The 23,122-nt window shown below is 68.3% G+C and carries 18 protein-coding genes and 2 riboswitches; of the genes, 14 read left to right on the forward strand and 4 right to left on the reverse strand.

The window, feature by feature from the left end:
• Positions 1-14: 14 nt before the first annotated feature.
• Positions 15-1,505 (forward strand): FAD-binding protein, encoded by a 1,491-nt coding sequence (locus tag AC5Y3Z_RS07445; protein WP_463825427.1) that lies wholly within the window; start codon positions 15-17, stop codon positions 1,503-1,505.
• On the opposite strand, the gene bacA is transcribed toward AC5Y3Z_RS07445, so the two are convergent.
• Positions 1,502-3,421: a vitamin B12 ABC transporter pemease/ATP-binding protein BacA gene (bacA, locus tag AC5Y3Z_RS07450; RefSeq protein ID WP_463825428.1), complete on the reverse strand. Its 1,920-nt coding sequence runs from the start codon at positions 3,419-3,421 to the stop codon at positions 1,502-1,504. The genes AC5Y3Z_RS07445 and bacA overlap by 4 nt on opposite strands.
• An 80-nt stretch (positions 3,422-3,501) precedes the next feature.
• Here bacA and AC5Y3Z_RS07455 point away from each other — a divergent pair, with 80 nt between their 5' ends.
• From AC5Y3Z_RS07455 to gcvP, 12 genes are all read left to right on the forward strand, one after another.
• Entirely contained in the window at positions 3,502-5,139 is a 1,638-nt protein-coding gene (locus AC5Y3Z_RS07455; RefSeq protein WP_463825429.1) for an acetolactate synthase, read from the forward strand.
• Positions 5,140-5,162: 23 nt separating this feature from the next.
• Positions 5,163-7,487 carry an accessory Sec system translocase SecA2 gene (secA2, locus tag AC5Y3Z_RS07460; RefSeq protein ID WP_463825430.1) on the forward strand — a complete coding sequence of 775 codons (2,325 nt, stop codon included), beginning with the start codon at positions 5,163-5,165 and terminating at the stop codon, positions 7,485-7,487.
• A 404-nt stretch (positions 7,488-7,891) separates the two neighbouring features.
• On the forward strand, positions 7,892-8,506 hold the full coding sequence (locus AC5Y3Z_RS07465) for a CDP-alcohol phosphatidyltransferase family protein (RefSeq protein WP_463829002.1): 615 nt from the start codon (positions 7,892-7,894) through the stop codon (positions 8,504-8,506).
• Positions 8,503-9,423 (forward strand): DUF881 domain-containing protein, encoded by a 921-nt coding sequence (locus tag AC5Y3Z_RS07470; RefSeq protein ID WP_463829000.1) that lies wholly within the window; start codon positions 8,503-8,505, stop codon positions 9,421-9,423. The genes AC5Y3Z_RS07465 and AC5Y3Z_RS07470 overlap by 4 nt, the downstream gene beginning before the upstream one ends.
• Positions 9,424-9,453: 30 nt before the next feature.
• Positions 9,454-9,786, forward strand: coding sequence for a small basic family protein (locus AC5Y3Z_RS07475; RefSeq protein ID WP_083111365.1), 333 nt, complete (start codon positions 9,454-9,456; stop codon positions 9,784-9,786).
• 18 nt (positions 9,787-9,804) lie between these two features.
• On the forward strand, positions 9,805-10,590 hold the full coding sequence (locus tag AC5Y3Z_RS07480) for a DUF881 domain-containing protein (RefSeq protein ID WP_499918932.1): 786 nt from the start codon (positions 9,805-9,807) through the stop codon (positions 10,588-10,590).
• Positions 10,591-10,624: 34 nt separating this feature from the next.
• Entirely contained in the window at positions 10,625-11,029 is a 405-nt protein-coding gene (gene gcvH / locus AC5Y3Z_RS07485; protein ID WP_463828998.1) for a glycine cleavage system protein GcvH, read from the forward strand.
• Positions 11,030-11,279: 250 nt separating this feature from the next.
• Positions 11,280-11,741: a glycogen accumulation regulator GarA gene (gene garA, locus AC5Y3Z_RS07490; RefSeq protein ID WP_463828997.1), complete on the forward strand. Its 462-nt coding sequence runs from the start codon at positions 11,280-11,282 to the stop codon at positions 11,739-11,741.
• Positions 11,741-12,481, forward strand: a complete 741-nt coding sequence (gene ftsR, locus AC5Y3Z_RS07495; RefSeq protein ID WP_463828996.1) for a transcriptional regulator FtsR — start codon at positions 11,741-11,743, stop codon at positions 12,479-12,481. The genes garA and ftsR overlap by 1 nt, the downstream gene beginning before the upstream one ends.
• Before the next feature lie 49 nt (positions 12,482-12,530).
• Positions 12,531-13,025: a bifunctional nuclease family protein gene (locus AC5Y3Z_RS07500; RefSeq protein WP_463828995.1), complete on the forward strand. Its 495-nt coding sequence runs from the start codon at positions 12,531-12,533 to the stop codon at positions 13,023-13,025.
• Between the two features lie 247 nt (positions 13,026-13,272).
• A complete protein-coding gene (locus tag AC5Y3Z_RS07505; protein ID WP_463828994.1) occupies positions 13,273-13,893 on the forward strand; it encodes a MerR family transcriptional regulator in 621 nt (206 codons plus the stop codon).
• Between the two features lie 37 nt (positions 13,894-13,930).
• Positions 13,931-14,028, forward strand: a riboswitch (glycine riboswitch).
• A riboswitch (glycine riboswitch) is annotated at positions 14,029-14,140 on the forward strand.
• Between the two features lie 36 nt (positions 14,141-14,176).
• Positions 14,177-16,999: an aminomethyl-transferring glycine dehydrogenase gene (gcvP, locus tag AC5Y3Z_RS07510; RefSeq protein WP_463828993.1), complete on the forward strand. Its 2,823-nt coding sequence runs from the start codon at positions 14,177-14,179 to the stop codon at positions 16,997-16,999.
• Here gcvP and AC5Y3Z_RS07515 read toward each other — a convergent pair.
• Positions 16,996-17,856, reverse strand: a complete 861-nt coding sequence (locus AC5Y3Z_RS07515; protein WP_463828992.1) for a haloalkane dehalogenase — start codon at positions 17,854-17,856, stop codon at positions 16,996-16,998. The two genes, gcvP and AC5Y3Z_RS07515, sit on opposite strands and share 4 nt — an antisense overlap.
• 49 nt (positions 17,857-17,905) lie before the next feature.
• On the opposite strand from AC5Y3Z_RS07515, the gene AC5Y3Z_RS07520 reads away from it, so the two are divergent.
• Positions 17,906-18,754: a DMT family transporter gene (locus AC5Y3Z_RS07520; protein ID WP_463828991.1), complete on the forward strand. Its 849-nt coding sequence runs from the start codon at positions 17,906-17,908 to the stop codon at positions 18,752-18,754.
• Between the two features lie 7 nt (positions 18,755-18,761).
• Here AC5Y3Z_RS07520 and AC5Y3Z_RS07525 read toward each other — a convergent pair whose 3' ends face one another.
• Entirely contained in the window at positions 18,762-20,861 is a 2,100-nt protein-coding gene (locus AC5Y3Z_RS07525; RefSeq protein WP_463828990.1) for a substrate-binding domain-containing protein, read from the reverse strand.
• Positions 20,854-23,043, reverse strand: a complete 2,190-nt coding sequence (locus tag AC5Y3Z_RS07530; RefSeq protein ID WP_463828989.1) for a malate synthase G — start codon at positions 23,041-23,043, stop codon at positions 20,854-20,856. The genes AC5Y3Z_RS07525 and AC5Y3Z_RS07530 overlap by 8 nt, the downstream gene beginning before the upstream one ends.
• Between the last annotated feature and the right edge of the window lie 79 nt (positions 23,044-23,122).

The following is a 23,122-nucleotide window of genomic DNA, read 5'->3' on the forward strand; positions in this document are numbered from 1 at the left end:
CAGGAGGGGCCCCGATGAGTACCGACATCCCAGCAACGGTCCGGGTGGACACGGTCGGGTCCTGGTCGGACGAGGTCGACGTGCTGGTGCTCGGTTTCGGTATCGCCGGCGGGTGTGCTGCGGTCAGCGCAGCCGCCGAAGGCGCCCGGGTGCTGGTGCTGGAACGCGCGGCCGCGGCCGGTGGCACCACCTCGATGGCCGGCGGGCACTTCTATCTGGGTGGGGGCACCGCGGTCCAGGAGGCCACCGGGCACTCCGACTCTGCGGAGGAGATGTACAAGTACCTGGTCGCGGTGTCGCGCGAGCCCGAACTGGACAAGATTCGCGCCTACTGCGACGGCAGCGTGGAGCACTTCGACTGGTTGGAGGGGCTGGGGTTCCAGTTCGAGCGCAGCTATTACCCGGGCAAGGTGGTCGTACCCCCGGGCACCGAAGGTCTCAGCTACACCGGCAACGAGAAGGTATGGCCGTTCTGCGAGCAGGCCGTCCCGGCGCCGCGCGGGCACTCCGTGCCGGTGCCCGGCGAGTTGGGTGGTGCGGCGATGGTGATCGACCTGCTGCTCAAGCGCGCCGACGAGCTCGGCGTAGCCATCCGCTACGAGACCGGGGCCACCAATCTGATCGTGGACGACGGCGGTGCTGTCGTCGGGGTGAGCTGGAAGCATTTCGCCGACACCGGGGCCGTCCGGGCCAAGGCGGTGGTGATCGCCGCCGGCGGTTTCGCGATGAACCCGGACATGGTCGCCACTCACACGCCCGCCCTGGGCCAGCAACGGCGCACCAAACACCACGGGATGGTCGCGCCCTACATCCTGGGCAACCCCAACGACGACGGCCTGGGTATCCGATTGGGTGTCTCGGCAGGCGGCGCGACCAAGTACATGGACGAGTTGTTCATCACCGCGGCGGCCTATCCGCCGGAGATCCTGCTGACCGGGGTGATCGTCAACAAGGAGGGCAAGCGGTTCGTCGCCGAGGACTCCTATCACTCGCGTACCTCGGCGTTCGTCCTCGAACAGCCCGAGCAGACCGCGTACCTGGTGGTCGACGAAGCACACATGCAGATGCCCGAGATGCCGCTGATCAAGTTCCTGGACGGCTACGAGACGATCGCCGAAATGGAGGAAGCGCTGGGCATCCCCGCCGGCAACCTCGCCGCGACGCTGCAGCGCTACAACGAATTCGCCGCCAAGGGCGACGACCCGGATTTCCACAAGCAGCCGGAATACCTTGCGGCACAAGATAAGAGTCCGTGGGCGGTGTTCGACCTGTCGCTCGGGCGGGCGATGTACTCCGGCTTCACCATCGGTGGCCTGGCGGTGACCCTGGACGGGCAGGTGCAGCGCGCCGACGGCAGCGTCATCCCGGGTCTGTATGCCGCCGGCGCCGGCGCCTCCAACATCGCCCAGGACGGCAAGGGATACGCCAGCGGGACGCAGTTGGGTGAGGGATCCTTCTTCGGGCGCCGCGCCGGAGCGCACGCGGCCGCGGCGGCGACGACCTAGACCTGCGCGGGCTCCTGATCCACCGGGCCCAGCCGCCACCGGCCGCCGCCCAGCAACTCCAGCCGGCGTTCGTGCAGCAACTCGACGGCCCGGTGGTGGCTCACACTGACCACCACACAATCCGGCAGTTCGCTACGCAGCAGCTGGTAGAGCGCGAATTCCAGCCCTTCGTCGAGAGCCGACGTGCTCTCGTCGAGGAATACCGCCTTCGGCTTCGTGAGCAGGATGCGGGCGAACGCGACGCGCTGCTGCTCACCGGGGGAGAGCACCTTGGCCCAGTCGCGCTCTTCGTCCAGCCGATCGCACAGGGGCGCCAACGCGACCTTGATCAGCGTCTCGCGCAGCGTGTCGTCGGCGACATCGTCGGGTGCATTCGGGTAGCTCACCACGGTGCGTAGGGTGCCCAGCGGCACGTAGGGCAACTGGGACAGGAACATCGTCTCGTTCTCACCGGCCGGGCAGCGCAACGTGCCCGAAGCGTAGGGCCACAGTTCGGCGAGGCTACGCAGCAGCGTCGTCTTCCCCGACCCGGATTGGCCCACGATCACCAGCGACGAACCCCGATCGAGCTGCACGTCGACCGGGTCGATCAGGCGGTCCCCGGCGGGACTGCGCACCTCGATGTCGGCGAGTTCGACGACTGCGTCCCGGCTCGGCTGCACCAGCACCGACGGCAGCGCGCGACCCTTCTGGTTCGCGTCCACCAGTCCGTGCAGCCGGATGATCGCGGCGCGGTAGGGCGCGAACCTGTCGTAGCTGTAGCGGAAGAACGATAGGCCGCCCTCGATGTGGGTGAACGCGCTCGCCGTCTGCCCGACGTCGCCCAAGGTGATCTGCCGGGAGAACAACCGCGGTGCCTGCACCACCCAGGGCAGCGGGACGATCGACTGACCCATCGTCCAGTTCCAGCCGTCGAAGATGATGGTCCGCCGGACGTACCGACGGTAGTTGTCGATGATCGGCGTGAAGCGCCGCCACAGCTGCGCACGTTCGACCCGCTCGCCGCGGTAGAAGCCCACCGCCTCGGCCGCGTCGCGCAATCGCACCAGGGCATAACGGAATGCGGCGTTGAGCTTCTCGTTGGAGAAGCTCAGCCAGATCATCGGCCGGCCGAGCCGGAAGGCCACCACGGTCGCCACCACCACATAGACCAGCACGATCCAGAACATCGCGCGGGGCAGCCCGACACCGAAAATTTCCAGCCGTCCGGACAGGTTCCACAGAATCGAGGCGAACGAGATCACCGCGGCGATCGCATGCACCGCACCGAACAGCAACATCCCCTGCGCCTGGTTGCCGGGTGCGTTCGCGGTGCCGCCGACGCCGGCGGTGAAGACGTCGACGTCCTGCTGGATGCGCTGGTCGGGGTTGTCGATGGGCTCCTCGATGAACAGGTCCCGGTAGTAGGCCCGGCCGTCCAGCCAGTCGTCGGTGAGCCGGGCGGTCAGCCAGATGCGCCATCTGATGACGAACCGCTGGGTCAGATAGATGTCGAGGAGGATCCGCCCGATGAAGATGGCGGCCAACACGCTGAAGTGCAGCAATGACATATAGAAGCCGTGCCTGCCGGAACGGGTGACTGCGGCATTTCCCGCGCCCATGCCTTCGAACGCGGCTTGCAGCGAGTCGTACAGATCCTTGCCCTGGTAACTGAACAACACGTCCAGCCGCACCGAGAACAGCACCATCATCAGCAGCACGCCCAGCATCAGCCACACGCGGACGGCGTGCGGGCCCGTGAAGTAGTCGCCGGTGATCCGCCAGAACTGCCGGCCCCACACGGTCGCATATCGCAGCACGACCACCACGGTCACGATGCAGGCCGCACTGATCAGCCACGCAAGTGCGAGCCATTCAATGGAGTCCAGGGGTGCCGCAGACCAGTCGATGGACGGCTGGAACGGCTTCTTGTCCAACTTCGACGCCTCCTAGCAGGCTGGCACGCGACGCGTACTTCCCCGCGAAGGTACCCGAGCGCGGCGGTTAGGCTGCCGGGATGAGCACCGCAGCTCCACCCACCGTCCACGCCGGCCGGCTCATCGCCCGCCGGCTCAAGGCCAGCGGCATCGACACGATGTTCACTCTGTCCGGCGGGCATCTGTTCTCGATCTACGACGGCTGCCGCGACGAAGGGGTGCGGCTGATCGACACCCGCCACGAGCAGACCGCGACGTTCGCCGCGGAGGGCTGGTCGAAGGTGACCCGGGTGCCGGGTGTGGCCGCGTTGACGGCGGGGCCGGGTATCACCAACGGCATGAGCGCCATGGCGGCCGCGCAGCAGAATCAGTCCCCGCTGGTGGTGCTGGGCGGCCGGGCACCGGCGTTGCGCTGGGGAATGGGTTCGCTGCAGGAGATCGACCATGTGCCGTTCGTGGCGCCGCTGACCCGTTTCGCTGCCACCGCCCAGTCAGCCGAGGACGCGGGCCGGCTCGTCGACCAGGCACTGCGGGCCGCGGTGGGCGCACCGTCGGGGGTGGGATTCGTCGACTTCCCGATGGATCACGTGTTCTCCATGGCCGACGACGACGGGCGCGTCGGTGCCCTGTTCGACCTGCCGGAACCGTCGAGCGCCGACACCGACGCGCTGGACCGGGCAGCCGACCTGCTGTCCAAGGCCCAGCGGCCGGTCATCATGGCCGGCACGAATGTCTGGTGGGGACGCGGGGAGATCGCACTGCTGCGCCTCGCCGAGCAGCTGGGCATTCCGGTGCTGATGAACGGGATGGCCCGCGGCGCGGTGGCCGCCGACCATCCGCTGGCGTTCTCCCGGGCTCGTTCGAAAGCGTTGGGCGGCGCCGACGTGGCGCTGATCGTCGGCGTCCCGATGGACTTCCGGCTGGGCTTCGGCAAGGTGTTCGGCGAGCAGACCCAGCTGGTGGTGGCCGACCGGGCCCGCCCGGAGCGTGGCCATCCGCGCCCGGTGGCCGCCGAGCTGTACGGCGACCTCGACGCGATCCTGTCGACGCTGGCCGGATGCGGCGCGACCGGGCACCAGAGTTGGATCGACGAGCTGCGGCTGGCCGAATCCGCCGCGCGCGACCTGGAACAGGCCGAACTCGCCGAAGACCGCATCCCGCTGCACCCGATGCGCGTCTACGCCGAGCTGGCCCCGCTGCTGGATCGCGACGCGATCGTGGTCATCGACGCCGGAGATTTCGGCTCCTACGCCGGCCGGGTGATCGACAGCTACCAGCCGGGCTGCTGGTTGGACAGCGGCCCGTTCGGCTGCCTGGGCTCGGGTCCCGGATACGCGTTGGCGGCCAAGCTCGCTCACCCGGACCGGCAGGTGGTGCTGCTGCAGGGCGACGGCGCGTTCGGGTTCAGCGGGATGGAATGGGACACCCTGGTCCGGCACAACGTGCCGGTGGTGTCGGTGGTGGGCAACAACGGCATCTGGGGTTTGGAGAAACACCCGATGGAGGCGCTGTACGGCTACTCGGTAGTGGCTGAACTGCGTCCGGGCACCCGGTACGACGAGGTGACCCGTGCCCTGGGCGCGCACGGCGAACTGGTCTCGGCACCGGCCGAGCTTCGCCCTGCGCTGGACCGCGCCTTCGCCAGCGGGCTGCCTTCGGTCGTCAACGTCCTGACCGATCCCAGCGTCGCCTACCCGCGCCGCTCCAACCTGGCGTAAATGCCGCCGCGTACCGTTGGGCTGTGCCTAAGACCACCCGTTCCCAACCCGGCCGTCTGAGCGGCCGCTTCTGGCGTCTGCTGGGCGCCAGCACCGAAAAGGACCGCAGCCGCTCGATGGAGGTCGTGACGGCTTCCGAGGACTACGACAAGGAAGCCGCCGACCTCAGCGACGAAAAGTTGCGCAAGGCCTCCAAACTGCTCAACCTCGACGATCTCGCCGATTCCGACGACATCCCCCAGTTCCTGGCGATCGCCCGGGAGGCCGGTGAGCGGACAACCGGGTTGCGCCCGTTCGACGTCCAGCTGCTGGGTGCGCTGCGCATGCTCGCCGGGGACGTCATCGAGATGGCCACCGGTGAGGGCAAGACGCTGGCCGGTGCGATCGCGGCGGCCGGGTACGCGCTGGCCGGCCGACACGTGCACGTGGTGACCATCAATGACTATCTGGCCCGCCGGGACGCCGAATGGATGGGTCCGCTGATCGAGGCGATGGGCCTGACGGTCGGCTGGATCACCGCGGAGTCCAGTAGTGCGGACCGCCGCGCGGCCTACGACTGCGACGTCACCTACGCCTCGGTCAACGAGATCGGGTTCGACGTGCTGCGCGACCAGTTGGTGACCGACGTCGAGGACCTGGTCTCCCCGAATCCGGACGTCGCCCTGATCGACGAGGCCGACTCGGTACTGGTCGACGAGGCGCTGGTACCGCTAGTCCTGGCCGGCACAAGCCACCGCGAGACCCCGCGGGTGGAAATCATCAACCTGGTCGGCCGGTTGAACCCGGAGACCGATTACGACACCGATTCCGACAGCCGCAACGTCCATCTCACCGAATCGGGTGCCCGCAAGGTCGAGAAGGCGCTCGGCGGAATCGACCTGTACTCCGAGGAACACGTCGGCACCACGCTGACCGAAATCAACGTCGCCCTGCATGCGCACGTCTTGTTGCAGCGCGACGTGCACTACATCGTGCGCGACGACGCGGTGCACCTGATCAACTCCTCGCGCGGGCGCATCGCGCAGCTGCAGCGCTGGCCCGACGGTCTGCAGGCCGCCGTCGAGGCCAAAGAAGGCATCGAGACCACCGAGACCGGTGAGGTGCTCGACACCATCACCGTGCAGGCGCTGATCAACCGGTACACCACAGTGTGTGGCATGACCGGCACCGCGCTGGCCGCCGGTGAGCAGTTGCGTCAGTTCTACAAGCTGGGTGTGTCGCCGATTCCGCCGAACACACCCAATATCCGCGAGGACGAATCCGATCGGGTCTACATCACCGCGGCCGCCAAGAACGACGCGATCGTCGAGCACATCGCCGAGGTGCACAAGACCGGGCAGCCGGTGTTGGTAGGCACCCGCGACGTCGCCGAATCCGAGGACCTGCACGAGCGGCTGTTGCGTCGCGACGTTCCCGCGGTGCTGCTGAATGCGAAGAACGACGCGGAAGAGGCGCAGGTGATCGCCGAGGCCGGCAAGCACGGCGTGGTCACCGTGTCGACGCAGATGGCCGGCCGGGGCACCGACATCCGGCTGGGCGGATCCGACGAATCCGACCACGACCGCGTCGCGGAACTGGGCGGCCTGCACGTGGTGGGCACCGGCCGGCACCACACCCAGCGGCTGGACAACCAACTCCGGGGCCGCGCGGGACGCCAGGGTGACCCGGGCTCGTCGGTATTCTTCTCCAGCTGGGAGGACGACGTGGTGTCGGCCAACCTCGACCACAACAAGCTGCCGATGCAGACCGACGAAGACGGCCGCATCGTCAGTCCGAAGGCGGCCGGACTGCTCGATCACGCGCAGCGGGTCGCCGAGGGCCGGATGCTCGACGTGCACGCCAACACCTGGCGCTACAACCAGCTGATCGCCCAGCAGCGGGCGATCATCGTCGATCGCCGGAACACGCTGCTGCGCGACGCGACCGCGCGCGAGGAACTCGAGGAGCTGGCCCCCAAGCGATACAAGGAGCTGGCCGAGGATCTCTCCGAGGAGCGACTGGAGAAGATCTGCCGGTTGATCATGCTCTATCACCTCGACCGCGGCTGGGCTGATCACCTCGCGTATCTGGCCGATATCCGGGAGAGCATCCACCTGCGGGCACTGGGTCGGCAGAATCCGCTCGACGAGTTCCACCGGATGGCAGTGGATGCGTTCGCCTCGCTGGCCGCCGATGCGATCGAGGCGGCGCAGCAGACGTTCGAGACAGCGAACATCCTCGAAGACGAGCAGGGGCTGGACCTGTCCAAGCTCGCCCGGCCGACGTCGACGTGGACCTACATGGTCAACGACAACCCGCTGTCCGACGACACCCTGTCCACGCTGAGCCTGCCCGGCGTCTTCCGCTGAGCTCCGGCTAGACACGCCCTCCGCGTGCGGACGGCATCGTCGGCGGCCCCGGCTGCATCGCCCACCTCCTCAACCCTCCGCGTGCGGACGGCATCGTCGGCGGACCCGGCTGCATCGCCCACCTCCTCAACCCTCCGCGTGCGGACGGCATCGTCGGCGGGCCCGGCTGCATCGCCCACCTCCTCAGCCCTCCGCGTGCGGACGGCATCGTCGGCGGACCCAGCTGCATCGCCCACCTCCTCAACCCTCCGCGTGCGGACGGCATCGTCGGCGGACCCAGCTGCATCGCCCACCTCCTCAACCCTCCGCGTGCGGACGGCATCGTCGGCGGGCCCGGCTGCATCGCCCACCTCCTCAACCCTCCGCGTGCGGACGGCATCGTCGGCGGGCTAAGGTCACGGCTCATGGAGCCTGGGTTGGCACAGGATCGGGTGCTGACGGTGCCCAATGTGCTGAGCATCGTGCGGCTGGCCCTCATTCCGGTCTTCATCTACCTGATGCTGGTCGCCCATATCCACAGCTGGGCGGTGGCGATCCTGATGTTCAGCGGGTTCTCCGACTGGGCGGACGGCAAGATCGCCCGGCTGCTGGACCAGTCGTCGCGGCTGGGGGCGCTGCTGGACCCGGCCGTCGATCGGCTCTACATGGTCACCGTCCCGATCGTGTTCGCCCTGAGCGGGATAGCGCCCTGGTGGTTCGTGCTGACGCTGGTGGGCCGCGACGCGCTGCTGGCCGCCACCCTGCCACTGCTGCGCAGCCGCGGCCTGTCGGCGCTGCCGGTCTCCTATGTGGGTAAGGCCGCGACCTTTGCCCTGATGTGCGGTTTCCCGCTGGTCCTGCTGGGTCAGTGGGACGCGCTGTGGAGCCGGGTCGTGGGGTACTGCGGGTGGGCGTTTCTGATCTGGGGCATGTACATGTACCTGTGGGCGTTCGTGCTGTACCTGGTGCAGGTGGTGCTGGTCCTGCGCACCATGCCGAAGGTCAGCCGCGCTGCAGCCGACCCGAAGGCAGGAGCATGACTGAGCCTGATCGGCTGCTCGGGGGCTACGACCCCAACGCCGGCCTGAGCGCGCACACATCCCGCCCGAAACGTATCCCGGTGCCCTCGCTGCTCCGCGCCCTGTTGTCGGAGCATCTGGACCCCGGCTACGCGGCTGCGGCCGCCGCACGCGAGCGCAGCGGCGCGCCGGAAACCCACCGCGCCCGAGCTTTCGGCTGGATGTGGCAGGCGTTGGCAGCGACCCTGGTCGCCGCGGTGTTCGCCGCCGCCGTGGCCCAGGCCCGTTCGGTTGCGCCCGGGGTGCGGACGGCTCAGCAGTTGCTGACCGCGAATGTCCGGTCCACGCAGTCCGCCGCGACCCGGCTGTTCCGGCAGCGCAGCGCGCTGGCCGCGAAGGTCGACGAGGTGCAGCGGCTCGCATTGACCGACGACGCCGAGGGGCAACGTCTGCTGACCCGCCTCGACGCGCTGAGCCTGGCCGCCGCCAGCACCGCGGTGATCGGCCCGGGTGTGACCGTCACCGTCACCGACCCCGGCGCCGGACCGAACCTGTCCGACGCCTCCAAGCAGCGGGTGAGCGGCAGGCAACAGATCATCCTGGACCGCGACCTGCAACTCGTCGTCAACTCGTTGTGGGCCAGTGGCGCCGAAGCGATTTCGATCGACGGCGCCCGGATCGGCCCCAATGTGACCATCCGGCAAGCCGGCGGCGCGATCCTGGTCGACAACAACCCGACCACCAGCCCGTACACCATCGTGGCGATCGGGCCCCCGAAGGCGATGCGGGACGCCTTCGATCGCAGTCCCGGACTGCGTCGGCTTAGGCTGCTGGAGGTCTCCTATGGTGTGGGCGTCAACGTCAACGTGGGGGACGGTCTAGCGCTGCCGGCCGGAGCTGTCCGGGAGGTCACATTCGCCAACCAGATTGGGCCGTAAGGAAAGTCAAGTGAGAAGTCATCTGCCGGCATGATCGGAATCGCCGCCCTCGCCATCGGCATCGTGCTGGGCCTGGTGTTTCACCCCAGTGTTCCCGAGGTGATCCAGCCGTACCTGCCGATCGCCGTCGTCGCCGCGCTGGACGCGGTCTTCGGCGGGTTGCGTGCCTACCTGGAACGCATCTTCGACCCCAAGGTCTTTGTCGTCTCGTTCGTATTCAACGTGCTGGTGGCGGCGCTGATCGTCTACGTCGGCGACCAACTGGGCGTCGGCACTCAGCTGTCCACCGCCATCATCGTCGTACTGGGCATCCGGATCTTCGGCAACGCAGCCGCGCTGCGCCGCCGACTGTTCGGGGCGTGACTTGAGCTCTGAGATGAGGTGTGGGTGAGCCAGGACGAGGCGAAGTCGCCCGAGGCTGCGCACCGCGGGCGGCACGAGCTGCCCCCGGACGGCCGGCGGCGCCCGAAGGCCGGCCGGTCCCGCCTGGCGTTCGGCACGCTGGCCGTGCTGCTGTGCCTGGTGCTGGGTGTCGCGATCGTCACCCAGGTCCGGCAGAACGAGTCCGGCGACTCCCTGGAAACCGCCCGACCCGCCGACCTGCTGGTGCTGCTGGATTCGCTGCGGCAGCGGGAGGCGACGCTGAGCACCGAAGTCGCCGACCTGCAGAACACGCTGAACAGGTTGCAGGCGTCGGGCAACACCGATCAGGCCGCCATCGAGAACGCCCAGGCACGCCTGGCCGCGCTGTCCATCCTGGTCGGCGCGGTGGGTGCGACCGGACCGGGCGTCACCATCAGGATCGACGACCCCGGCCCCGGGGTGGCGCCGGAGGTGATGCTGGACGTGATCAACGAGTTGCGCGCCGCGGGCGCCGAGGCCATCCAGATCAACGACGCGCAGCAGTCGGTGCGAGTCGGCGTCGACACCTGGGTGGTCGGCTCGGCGGGCTCGTTGACCATCGACAACAAAGCTTTCGCCCCGCCGTATTCGCTTCTGGCCATTGGTGATCCGCCGACACTGGCGGCGGCGATGAACATTCCTGGCGGTGCGGAGGACAGCGTCAAACGCGTCGGCGGACGGATGTCGGTGCAGCAGTCCGACCACGTCGAGGTGACCACCTTGCGGCCACCGAAAACGCGCCAATACGCTCAGCCCGTCAAGTGAAGCAGCCCCGGCCATCGACCAGAACAGGATCACCGTGACCGATATCCCCTCCGATCTGCACTACACCGCCGAACACGAATGGGTGCGCCGCAGCGGGGAAGACACCGTGCGGGTCGGGATCACCGATTTCGCGCAGTCGGCACTGGGTGACGTGGTTTTCGTCCAGCTGCCGGACGTGGGCACCGAACTGCGCGCCGGAGATTCGTTCGGTGAGGTGGAATCCACCAAATCCGTGTCCGATCTGTATGCGCCGGTGTCGGGCACCGTGTCTGCGGTCAACGGCGATGTGGACGGCACGCCGCAGCTGCTGAATTCCGACCCGTACGGCGCCGGCTGGCTGCTGGAACTCCAGGTGGGCAGCGCCGACGTCGCCGCCCTGGACTCGGCTATCGCCGGTCTGCTCGACGCTGAGGCCTACCGCGGCACGCTGGCCGAATGACGGTTGCTAACCTCCCAGTTTCGGGGCGGATCGCGGGTCGCGCGCCGGATGTAGAACAAGCCGGGGTGCGGGGCTTACGATCCTGCAGGTGGTTGCCACATCGACAACCTGTGCGCGGTACGGTCAAGGCAGCACGGACGTGAAGCGGTAGACAGCAGTACAAGCGGTAAATGCGAGTGGGAAGCGGGCCGAGCTACGGCCCGTACTACGCCGGCATATGGACGCCACAGCGGCCAGTGAGGAGCAGCGGGTGACGGATAACGAGCAGAGTGACGAAGTCACGGTGGAGACCACCTCGGTCTTCCGCGCCGACTTCCTCAACGAACTGGACGCACCCGCGCAGGCGGGTACCGAGAGTTCGGTGTCGGGCGTGGAGGGGCTCCCGGCCGGGTCGGCGTTGCTGGTCGTCAAACGCGGGCCCAACGCCGGGTCCCGGTTCCTGCTGGACCAGGCCATCACGTCCGCCGGCCGGCATCCCGACAGCGACATCTTTCTCGATGACGTCACGGTGAGCCGTCGCCATGCCGAATTCCGCTTGGAAAGCTCGGAATTCAACGTCGTCGACGTCGGCAGCCTCAACGGCACCTACGTGAATCGTGAACCGGTGGATTCCGCGGTGCTGGCCAACGGTGACGAAGTTCAGATCGGCAAGTTCCGGCTGGTCTTCTTGACCGGACCCAAGGGTGACGACGACGGGGGATCCGGCGGCTAGTGAGCGCACCCGATAGCCCGGCACTTTCCGGGATGTCGATCGGGGCGGTCCTGGACCTGCTGCGACCGGACTTCCCCGATGTCACCATCTCCAAGATTCGTTTCCTGGAGGCCGAGGGGCTGGTGACGCCGCAACGCGCGGCGTCGGGTTATCGGAGATTCACCGCCTACGACTGCGCGCGGCTGCGCTTCATCCTGACCGCCCAGCGCGACCATTACCTGCCGCTGAAGGTGATCCGGGCACAGCTCGACGCCCAGCCCGACGGGGAGCTGCCGGCGGTCGGATCTCCTTACGCGGTACCGCGATTGGTGTCGGTGGCGGGCGATGGCACCGACTCGGGCCCGGAGCCGGCCGCGGTCTCACCCACCGCCGTCCGGCTCAGTCGCGACGATCTGCTGGACCGTTCGGGCGTCGACGAGGGCACCCTGACCGCCCTGCTGAAGGCGGGGGTCATCACCACCGGCCCAGGCGGATTCTTCGACGAGCACGCGGTGGTGATTCTGCAGTGTGCGCGTGCGCTCGCCGATTACGGCGTGGAGCCAAGGCATCTGCGTGCGTTCCGCTCCGCGGCGGACCGGCAGTCGGACCTGATCGCCCAGATCGCCGGGCCGCTGGTCAAGGCGGGCAAAGCCGGCGCGCGGGACCGGGCCGACGAGCTGGCGCGCGAAGTCGCCGCACTGGCGATCACGCTGCACACCTCGCTGATCAAGTCGGCCGTTCGCGACGTACTGCATCGCTGAGGACTAGACTTCACCTTCGACGGCAGCGGCGTGCGGAGGGCAGACACAGATGGGTGAAGTTCGTGTTGTCGGCATTCGTGTCGAGCAGCCGCAGAATCAGCCGGTGCTGCTGCTGCGCGAGACGAACGGTGACCGGTACCTGCCGATCTGGATCGGTCAGTCGGAGGCCGCCGCGATCGCCCTGGAGCAACAGGGTGTCGAACCCCCGCGCCCGCTCACCCATGACCTGATCAGGGATTTGATTGCCGCGCTTGGGCATTCGCTCAAAGAGGTACGCATCGTCGATCTGCAGGAAGGCACCTTCTACGCGGACTTGATCTTCGACGGGGACATCAAGGTGTCGGCCCGGCCGTCGGACTCGGTGGCGATCGCCCTGCGCGTCAACGTGCCGATCTATGTCGAGGAGTCGGTGCTCGCCCAAGCCGGTCTGCTGATTCCGGATGAAAGCGACGAAGAGGGCGGCAGCCCCGTCCGCGAGGACGAGGTGGAGAAATTCAAAGAGTTTCTCGACAGCGTGTCGCCCGACGATTTCAAGGCGACGTGATCGGGTACCCGCCCGAGATCACGGATGCGTCTCATATCACACAACGGATTGTCGACACGCCTGCCGGATATCACTCAGTCCTTCGGGCGGCCGCCATACTTTGATGACGAGTTGATGATGGACCCACAGCACGGCAGCCACCGAACGGCGTATGCTCTAGCACACTCGGGCCTGAGAATAACGTGGCTGTTGGGGCAGTCAGTGACGCAGCTTTGAACCACCAGCGCGATCGGCGAGAGGATGCACCGTGAGCGAGCAGCCACGTCAAGGACAGCTTGACCTTGCCGATCACCCGGCTACCGGATCCAAGCCGGTGGTGGCCGGCGAACCGGTGCAGCCCGGACTGTTCCCCGACGACTCCGTGCCGGACGAGTTGGTGGGCTACCGTGGGCCGAGTGCCTGCCAGATCGCCGGCATCACCTACCGCCAGCTGGACTACTGGGCACGTACCTCGCTGGTGGTGCCCTCGATCCGCAGCGCGGCCGGATCCGGCAGCCAGCGGCTCTATTCGTTCAAGGACATCCTGGTCCTCAAGATCGTCAAGCGTCTGCTGGACACCGGGATCTCGCTGCACAACATCCGCGTCGCGGTCGACCATCTGCGGCAGCGCGGCGTGCAGGATCTGGCCAACATCACCTTGTTCTCCGACGGCACCAGCGTCTACGAATGCACCTCGGCCGAAGAGGTCGTCGACCTGCTGCAGGGCGGCCAGGGCGTGTTCGGGATCGCCGTCTCGGGTGCGATGCGCGAGTTGACCGGCGTGATCGCCGACTTCCCCGGCGAGCGCGCCGACGGCGGCGAGTCGATCGCCGCCCCCGAGGACGAGCTGGCTTCGCGGCGCAAACACCGCGACCGCAAGATCGGCTGACGCGCTCAAACCGCGCGCAGTAAACTGGTACCCGCATCGCTCTCGCGCGGGAGAGCTCTGTGGCCGCCAGCTACAGACGCCGAAGGAGCAACACCTCTCCGTCAACCTCTCAGGCACCCGGACCGCGCCAGACAACGATGCCTCTGGAAAGCGGTGCGGGATCCACCCCCACACCCGCCGATGGGGAAAGGCGTAGCCGCCGAATCTCTCAGGCGCCCGGCACTCGGGTGAGGACAGAGGGGGAGGACCTTGGTCGCGTCCCCCATGTCAGGAGATTCCCGCTGTGCTCCACCAAACCTTCGCAGACCGGCACATCGGCCCGGACGGCGACGCCGTCGCCACCATGCTCGCCGTCATCGGTGTCGACTCGCTCGACGAGCTGGCCGCCAAGGCGGTCCCGTCCGGCATCCTGGACAAGCTGAGCGAATCGGGCGCTGCCCCGGGACTGGATCGGCTGCCGGCCGCGGCCACCGAGTCGGAGGCGCTCGCTGAGTTGCGAGCGCTGGCAGACAGCAACACCGTCGCGGTGTCGATGATCGGGCAGGGCTATTACGACACGTTCACCCCGCCGGTGCTGCTGCGCAACATCTTGGAGAATCCGGCCTGGTACACGGCCTATACGCCGTACCAGCCGGAGATCAGCCAGGGCCGGCTGGAAGCGCTGCTGAACTTTCAGACCATGGTCACCGACCTCACCGGGCTCGAGATCGCCAACGCGTCGATGCTCGACGAGGGCACCGCGGCGGCCGAGGCGATGACGTTGATGCACCGGGCCTTCCGGGGTCAGTCCAACCGCCTGGCCGTGGACACCGACGTGTTCGACCAGACCGCGGCGATACTGGCCACCCGGGCCAAGCCGTTGGGCATCGAGATCGTGACGGCGGACCTGCGCGACGGCCTGCCCGACGGGGAGTTCTTCGGCGTCATCGCGCAACTGCCGGGAGCCAGCGGCCGGGTCACCGATTGGAGCGCCCTGGTCACGCAGGCCCATGACCGCGGAGCGCTGGTGGCCGTCGGCGCTGACCTGCTGGCGCTGACTTTATTGACGCCGCCCGGCGAGATCGGCGCCGACGTCGCGTTCGGCACCACCCAACGGTTCGGCGTGCCAATGGGATTCGGCGGCCCACACGCCGGATACCTGACGGTGCACACCAAGCACGCCCGGCAGCTGCCCGGACGGCTGGTCGGGGTGTCGGTGGACGCCGACGGCGACGTCGCGTACCGCCTGGCGCTGCAGACCCGCGAACAGCACATCCGCCGCGATAAGGCGACCAGCAACATCTGTACCGCACAGGTGCTGCTGGCGGTGATGGCCGCCATGTACGCCAGCTACCACGGCGCCGAGGGCCTGACCGCAATCGCGCGGCGGGTGCACGCCCACGCCGACACCATCGCCGCGGCCCTGGGTGCCGCGCTGGTGCACGACACCTACTTCGACACGGTGCTGGCCCGGGTACCCGGCCGTGCCGAGCAGGTGGTGGCCGCGGCTAAAGCCGACGGCATCAACCTGTGGCGGGTGGACGCCGACCACGTGTCGATAGCGTGCGACGAAGCCACCACCGACACGCAGGTGGCCGTGGTGCTGGCGGCGCTCGGCGTGTCGGCCCGGCCATCAGCCGGGACCGACATCGGCACGCGCACCTCGGATTTCCTGACCCACCCCGCATTCAGCGAATACCGCACCGAGACGTCGATGATGCGCTACCTGCGCACCCTGGCGGACAAGGACATCGCCCTGGACCGCAGCATGATCCCGCTCGGCTCATGCACCATGAAACTGAACGCCGCCGCCGAGATGGAGCCGATCACCTGGCCGGAATTCGGGCGTCAGCATCCCTTCGCCCCGGCCTCCGACACCCCAGGGTTGCGCCGGCTGATCGCCGACCTGGAGAGCTGGCTGGTGGACATCACCGGCTACGACGCCGTGTCGCTGCAGCCCAACGCGGGTTCGCAGGGCGAGTACGCCGGCCTGCTGGCCATTCACGACTACCACGCCAGCCGCGGCGAGCCGCACCGCGACATCTGTCTGATTCCGTCCAGCGCGCACGGCACCAACGCCGCCTCGGCCGCGCTGGCCGGGATGCGGGTGGTCGTGGTGGGCTGCCACGAGAACGGCGACGTCGACCTCGACGATCTGCGCGCCAAGGTGAGCGAACACGCCGAGCGGTTGTCGGCGTTGATGATCACCTACCCGTCCACGCACGGCGTCTACGAGCACGACATCGCCGAGATCTGCGCGGCCGTGCACGACGCCGGCGGCCAGGTCTACGTCGACGGCGCCAACCTCAACGCGCTGGTCGGCCTGGCCCGGCCGGGCAGGTTCGGCGGTGATGTCAGCCATCTGAACCTGCACAAGACGTTCTGCATTCCGCACGGCGGGGGCGGTCCCGGCGTGGGTCCGGTCGCGGTCCGCGCACACCTGGCGGACTTCCTGCCGGGTCACCCGTACGCTCCGGAACTTCCCCAGGGGCATCCGGTGTCGTCGGCGCCGTACGGGTCGGCCTCGATTCTGCCGATCAGCTGGGCCTACATCCGGATGATGGGCGGCGACGGGCTGCGGGCAGCGTCATTGACCGCGATCGCGTCGGCGAACTACATCGCCCGCCGGCTCGACGAGTACTTCCCGGTGCTCTACACCGGGGAGAACGGCATGGTCGCCCACGAATGCATCCTGGACCTGCGCGGCATCACCAAGGCCACCGGCGTGACCGTCGACGACGTCGCCAAACGGTTGGCGGACTACGGTTTTCACGCACCGACCATGAGTTTCCCGGTGGCCGGCACCCTGATGGTGGAGCCGACCGAAAGCGAGAACCTGGCCGAGGTCGACGCGTTCTGTGAGGCGATGATCGGTATCCGCGGGGAGATCGACCGGGTCGGCAGAGGGGAGTGGCCGGTGGACGACAATCCGCTGCGCGGCGCCCCGCACACCGCCGAATGCCTGGTGGCCTCCGACTGGGACCACCCCTACACCCGCGAAGAGGCGGCGTACCCGCTGGGCAAGGCGTTCCGGCCCAAGGTGTGGCCGCCGGTGCGGCGCATCGACGGCGCCTACGGCGACCGCAACCTGGTCTGCTCCTGCCCGCCGATCGAGGCGTTCGCCTAACCGAAGCGTTCCACGATGGCCGCCGCGATCCGCTGCGGCGCATCTTCCTGGATGTAGTGCTTGGCCGCCGGCAGCTCGACCAGCACGTGATCGGGGAACGCCGCCGTCATCCGGGGCAGCGACGGCCCCGGCCGGAAGGCGAAGTCCTTCATGCCCCAGATCAGCAGTGCGGGTTTGCCGCCCAGCCGGGCCGGCACCTCGCGCGCCAGCCGCTGCAGCAGCGGTTCGGCGGCCAGGATCTCCTTGGGCATGCGGGCGACGCCCACCCGCGCGGCGGCGTCGGGCTGCACGGCGCGATAGTGCTGCATCACCGCGGCGTCGGGCCGGCGCTGGGTGCCCGCCGGGATGAGCCGCTCGACGAAGAAGTTGCGCTGCAGGATCGCATACTGCAGCGGCGGACTCGACATCACCCGGGAGAAGATCTTGGTGCTGAGCACGTCGGTGGGCCAGAACCAGGTGTTGCCCAGCACCACGCCGCGCACCCGGTCGGCCCGGTCGACCGCGGCCGCCATGCCGATCGGGCCGCCCCAGTCCTGACCCATGGTCACAAAGCCGTCCAGGCCGAGATGGTCGACGAGTTCGCCGACCACCCCGGCATGCTCCTCGATCCGGTAGCCGAATCCGGGCGGGCGCTCGGACAGCCCGAAACCGAGGTAGTCCGGTGCGATGCAGCGGAACCGGTCCCGCAGCGCCACCACGATGTCCCGGTAGAGAAAGCTCCAGGTCGGGTTGCCGTGGCAGAACAGGATCGGTGGGCCGTCCCCTTCGTCGAGGTAGTGGATCCGACCCCGGGAGCTGTCGAACCAGCGCGACTCGAACGGGTACAGCGCTGGATCCGGCGTGAAGTTGATCGTCATCACCCTCCTTGCGTCAGCAACCGATGGTATGTCCTCGTAGTGTCGAGGGGTGCTGATCGGTTTCCTGCTCGCGCTCGGTTGTTCGGTGTGTTACGGCTCGGCGACGGTGCTGCAGGCCGCAGCGACCCGGGCCGTCGAACCCGGCGGCAACTCCGGGGTGGACGCGATGCTGGTGCTTCGCGCCCTGCGGCAGTGGCGCTATCTCGCCGGTATCGGGTTGGACGGTCTGGGCTTTCTGCTGCAGGTGGCGGCACTGCGGCTGGTGCCGATCTATGTGGTGGCCGCGGCACTGGCCGCCTCGATCGCAGTGACCGGCATCGTCGCGGCGTGGATGCTGTCCGCGCGGCTGTCGCCGGTCGAGTGGACAGCCGTCGGCGTGGTCTGCGTCAGCCTCGCGATGCTGGCGCTCGCGGCCGGGCCGGGGCACTATCGGCGCGCCCCCGCCGGGCTCGGCTGGGCGCTGCTGGTGGTGGTCGCGGTGGTGCTGCTCGGGGGCGCGCTGACCAGCCGGTTGGGCGACCGGGCACGGTCGCTGGTGCTCGGCTTCGGCGCCGGCACCGGGTTCGGCGTCGTCGAGGTCGGGGTGCGGCTGATCGAGGTGACCAACCCGACCAAGCTCGCGTTCTACGCGAACCCGGCGCTGTACGCGGCGGGTGCCGGTGGCCTGGTCGCGTTCCTGTTGCTCACCTCCGCGCTGCAACGCGGGTCCGTGACCACGACGGTGGCGGCGATGGTCGTCGGCGAGACGATCGCGCCCGCGCTCGTCGGGGTGGTATGGCTGGGCGACAGCGCCCGCCCCGGCCTGGGCTGGGTGGTCATCCTGGGCTTCGCCGTCGCGGTCTCCGCGACGATGGTGTTGGCCCGGTTCGGCGAGGCACCGGAGCCGGTCACCCGGTGAGAAGCGTTCAGCTCAGGAAGTCGTTGACCGCGGTGGCCAGTTCCGGGCCGGCCGAGGTGGCCAAATTCTGGTAATTGCCGCCGCTGAGTTTGGCGACGGCTTCCCAGGTGGCGCGATCCGGGTCGCCACCGAAGTCGATGACGTTGACTGCGATAGGCCGGGCCGGGTCCGCGCTGGACCGGATGAACTCCTGCAAGCCAGGTCCATCCAGGGACTGGTCGGTGTGCGGTCCCGCGGTGATTACCAGGATCGAATTCTGTTGCCCGGCGCGGTAATTGGCTTGCATTTCCTGATAGATCATGCGCAGCGTGGTGAACGACACCGCGCCACCGCCGGAGGAGAATTGCTTGTCCAGCGCCGCCTGCAGCGCCGCCGACCGGGGCTGGCCGTTCACCGGGTCGGTCAGCGGTCCCGCCGCCACCTCCGAGCGCCCCTCGTGACCGTCGAACGTCCACAGTCCCACCACCGCGGTGGGCGGCAGCGCCTTGATCCTGGTGTTCAGGGCCGCCACGACATTGGCCAGCCGCGTCTTGCCGCCGCCGTCGTCGACCGGCAGTGACTGGTCGAGCATGATCGTCGCGGCCAGTCCGGCCGACGGTGTGGCCATGGTGTCGGCCAGCGTGGCGCGTGTCGCCTCGTCGCCGACCGACAGGGTGCCGGGCAGTGCCGCGAAGCTGGTGACGGGGCTGCTGGGCGGTTTGACGTCGTTCGCGCGGAAACCGGCCTTACCCAGCTTGGCCAGCTGCTCGGGCTTGTGCAGGAATCGGGCGAAGGCGCTGGCCGCTGTCGTCTGGACCTGCGACAACCACGTGCCGTTGAGCAGCACCGTCGGGTAATCGGCCACCGGGACCGGTCCGGGCGGGGTCCAGGAGGCCAGCTTGCTCTTGGCATCCTGGGTCGACTGACCGCGCTGGAACAACTGCTGCTCGGTGGTGACCACTGCGTGCACCGGCGCGGACGCCGGATCCCCGGACTTGAGCAGCGCAGTGAACGCCTCGTTCAGCGAGTCGTCGGCCAGTTTGGGTTGACCGGCCATCAGAGTGCGCACCGCGGCGGTCCCGGCGGTCGGGGGCGCACCCGCGGGGGCCGACGCAGCGGCTATCGCCTCACCGGCCAGGAACGACGCGTCGCCGTTGCCGCCGATCGGCATCGCCAGCCGCAGGGAGCCCCACGGCGCCTGGTTGAGGGCGGCCATCGAGTTGGGGTTGGACTGCAGGCCGGGCAGGGCCGCCCAGTCCTGTTTAGCCAGCACCGGCTGAAATTCGGGACGGACGGCCAGCACGACCGGAGAGGTCACCAGCGACCGGCTGTCGCTGATCGTCTTCTGGCCCGCGGCCCCGGCCAGTCGCGCTGCCGAGACCGAGCTGCCCGGGATCCACAGGCCCGGCTGGTTGCCGAGCTCGCTCGGCCATTTGCCGATGAACCCGCTGATGACGGCGTCGGAACCGGCCGGTTTCACCGTCACCGTGACGCAGCGGTCCCCGATCGGGCCCGCCTGCGCGTTGAACCTGTCGGCCAACTCCTTCACCGGGTCGGCGATCGTCGGGTCGGCGAGCACGGCGACCGAGTCCTTACCGCCTACACACCCGGCGGCGGCCGTGTGGGACCGGTGTGACAGCGCGTCGCCGAAAAAGCGCCACAAGATCACGCCGGCGACCAGTACGACGACGCTGACCAGCGCCACGATCACGCCGACGCTCACCCCGCGCCGCCCGCCGCTGCTGCGGTGTCCGCCCTGCCAGTCGTTGACGCCCCGCTGGCCGGCGCTGAACAGCGGCGGCGGGGGCGTCGCCGGCAGTTCCGACGGCGGCTCCGAGCCCGACGACTGCGCATCGGTCGGGCGGGTGCCGAAGTCGGGGTAGTCGTCCGCGGGGGTCTCCGGCGGAAACGGCGGATCTGGACGATCTTCGGGACGCAACTCCGGCTGGGATTGCACCGAGAACGGCGCGTAGTAGTCGTCCTCCGGGTAGCCGCGGTCGTCCGGGTCGTCGACGAATCCCGGGGGCTGTGGCGTCTCCTCAGCCACCTCCGCGGTGGCCTCGTCGAAGGGCGCCAGATCCTCGTCGAGCGGCGAATCCTCGGGGTCGGGTCTGCTGTGCCTACCCACCCGCGCGGGCCTTAAATTCCCGCCGGCGGCGGTGCAGGATCGGCTCGGTGTAACCGCTGGGCTGCTGACCGCCGGACAAGATCAGCTCCTGGGCGGCCAGGAAGGCGATGCTGTCGTCGAAGTCGGGTGCCATCGGCCGGTAGGACCGGTCGCCCTCGTTCTGCTTGTCCACCAGCGGCGCCATCCGCTCCAGGCTGGCGCGGACGTCCTCGCGGGTGATCACGCCGTGGCGCAGCCAATTGGCCAGTAACTGGCTCGAGATGCGCAGGGTGGCGCGGTCCTCCATCAGGGCCACGTTGTGGATGTCGGGAACTTTGGAGCATCCCACGCCCTGTTCGACCCAGCGCACCACGTACCCGAGGATCGACTGGCAGTTGTTGTCGACCTCCTCGCGGATCTCCTCGGATGCCCAGGCCAGCTCTTTGGCCAGCGGGATGGTCAGCAGCTCGTCGATGGTGGTGCGCTTCTTGCCTTCGAGCTCGTTCTGCACTTCGAACACATCCACCGCGTGGTAGTGCATGGCGTGCAGGGTGGCGGCCGTGGGGGAGGGCACCCACGCGGTGGTGGCGCCGGCCTTGGGCTGGCCGATCTTCTGCTCGACCATGTCGGCCATCAGTTCGGTCATCGCCCACATGCCCTTGCCGATCTGGGCCTTGCCCTTGAAGCCCGCGGCCAGGCCGGTGTCGACATTGGCGTCCTCGTAGGCCTTGATCCACACGCTGTTCTTCATGGCGCCCTTACGGATCATCGGACCCGCCTCCATGGACGTGTGGATCTCATCGCCGGTGCGGTCCAGGAAGCCGGTGTTGATGAACACCACCCGATCGGCGGCCGCTTTGATGCACGCCTTGAGGTTGACCGTGGTGCGGCGCTCCTCGTCCATGATGCCGACCTTGAGCGTGCCCTGCGGCAGTCCGAGGACGTCCTCGACGCGACTGAACAGTTCACAGGTGAACGCGACCTCGTCGGGCCCGTGCATCTTGGGCTTGACGATGTACACCGAGCCGGTCCGGCTGTTCTGCAGCGGCCCGTTGTCGTCCCCGGTGCGCAGCCCGTGGATCGCGGCCAGACCGGTGAACAACGCGTCCTGGATACCCTCGGGGATCTCGTTGCCGTCGGCGTCGACGATAGCGTCGTTGGTCATCAGGTGCCCGACATTGCGGACGAACAGCAGGCTGCGGCCGGGCAGGGTGAGCTCACCGGAGCCGTCCGGGGTGCTGTAGGTGCGGTCGGCGTTCAGGGTCCGGGTGAACGTCTCGCCGCCCTTGCTGACCTTCTCCGACAGGTCACCCTTGTTCAGGCCGAGCCAGTTGCGGTAGCCGAGCACCTTGTCGTCGGCGTCGACTGCGGTCACCGAGTCCTCGAAGTCCATGATGGTGGTGATCGCCGACTCCAGCACCACGTCCTTGATGCCGGCGGCATCGGTCTGGCCGACCGGCGACTCGGGGTCGATCAGGATCTCGACGTGCAGGCCGTTGTTCACCAGCAGCACCGACCAGCTGGGGGAGCCGAGTTCGCCGGAATATCCGACGAACTTCTCCGGACTGACCAGTGCGGTGGATTCCGAACCGGTGGCGAGCTGCAACCGGCCGTCCTCGATGCTCAGGCCCGTCACCTCCGACCAGGAGCCCGACGCCAGCGGCGCGGCGACGTCGAGGAACTGGCGGGCGTAGGCGATGACCTTGTCGCCGCGCACCTTGTTGTAGCTCGTCCCCTTCTCGGCGCCGTCCGCTTCGGAGATGACGTCGGTGCCGTACAGCGCGTCGTACAGCGAGCCCCAGCGCGCGTTGGAGGCGTTCAGTGCGAAGCGCGCGTTGAGCACCGGGACCACCAGCTGCGGGCCCGCGGTACTGGTGATCTCGTCGTCGACACCGGAGGTGGTGATGGTGAAGTCGTCCGGTTCGGGCTGCAGGTAGCCGATCTCGGTGAGGAACTGGCGGTAGGCCTCGCCGTCGAGCGGCGCGATCACCCGCTGCTTGTGCCACCGGTCGATCTGGGCCTGCAACTCGTCGCGAATGGCCAGCAGTTCCTGGTTGCGCGGGGTGAGGTCGGTGACCACCTTGTCGACGCCGGCCCAAAAGCTGTCCGGGTCGATGCCGGTGCCGGGCAGCGCCTCGTTATTGACGAAGTCGTAGAGCACCCGGGCGACACGCAGGTTGCCTTCGGTAACCCGATCAGTCATCGTTCTCCTCCGTACTGGCCACTGCCGGCCCCTCGACACCCTCGCGCAGCCTTGTTCTGGACCCAATTCACTGGTGTCA

Source organism: Mycobacterium sp. NGS61 (assembly GCF_059812325.1).

Bases quoted from the DNA above. Each gene is read 5' to 3' on its own strand.
- AC5Y3Z_RS07455 (WP_463825429.1), top strand. From the start codon at position 3,502: ATGAGCACCGCAGCTCCACCCACCGTCCACGCCGGCCGGCTCATCGCC.
- AC5Y3Z_RS07530 (WP_463828989.1), bottom strand. From the start codon at position 23,043: ATGACTGATCGGGTTACCGAAGGCAACCTGCGTGTCGCCCGGGTGCTC.
- AC5Y3Z_RS07515 (WP_463828992.1), bottom strand. From the start codon at position 17,856: ATGACGATCAACTTCACGCCGGATCCAGCGCTGTACCCGTTCGAGTCG.
- AC5Y3Z_RS07445 (WP_463825427.1), top strand. From the start codon at position 15: ATGAGTACCGACATCCCAGCAACGGTCCGGGTGGACACGGTCGGGTCC.
- AC5Y3Z_RS07475 (WP_083111365.1), top strand. From the start codon at position 9,454: ATGATCGGAATCGCCGCCCTCGCCATCGGCATCGTGCTGGGCCTGGTG.
- AC5Y3Z_RS07500 (WP_463828995.1), top strand. From the start codon at position 12,531: ATGGGTGAAGTTCGTGTTGTCGGCATTCGTGTCGAGCAGCCGCAGAAT.
- AC5Y3Z_RS07470 (WP_463829000.1), top strand. From the start codon at position 8,503: ATGACTGAGCCTGATCGGCTGCTCGGGGGCTACGACCCCAACGCCGGC.
- AC5Y3Z_RS07465 (WP_463829002.1), top strand. From the start codon at position 7,892: ATGGAGCCTGGGTTGGCACAGGATCGGGTGCTGACGGTGCCCAATGTG.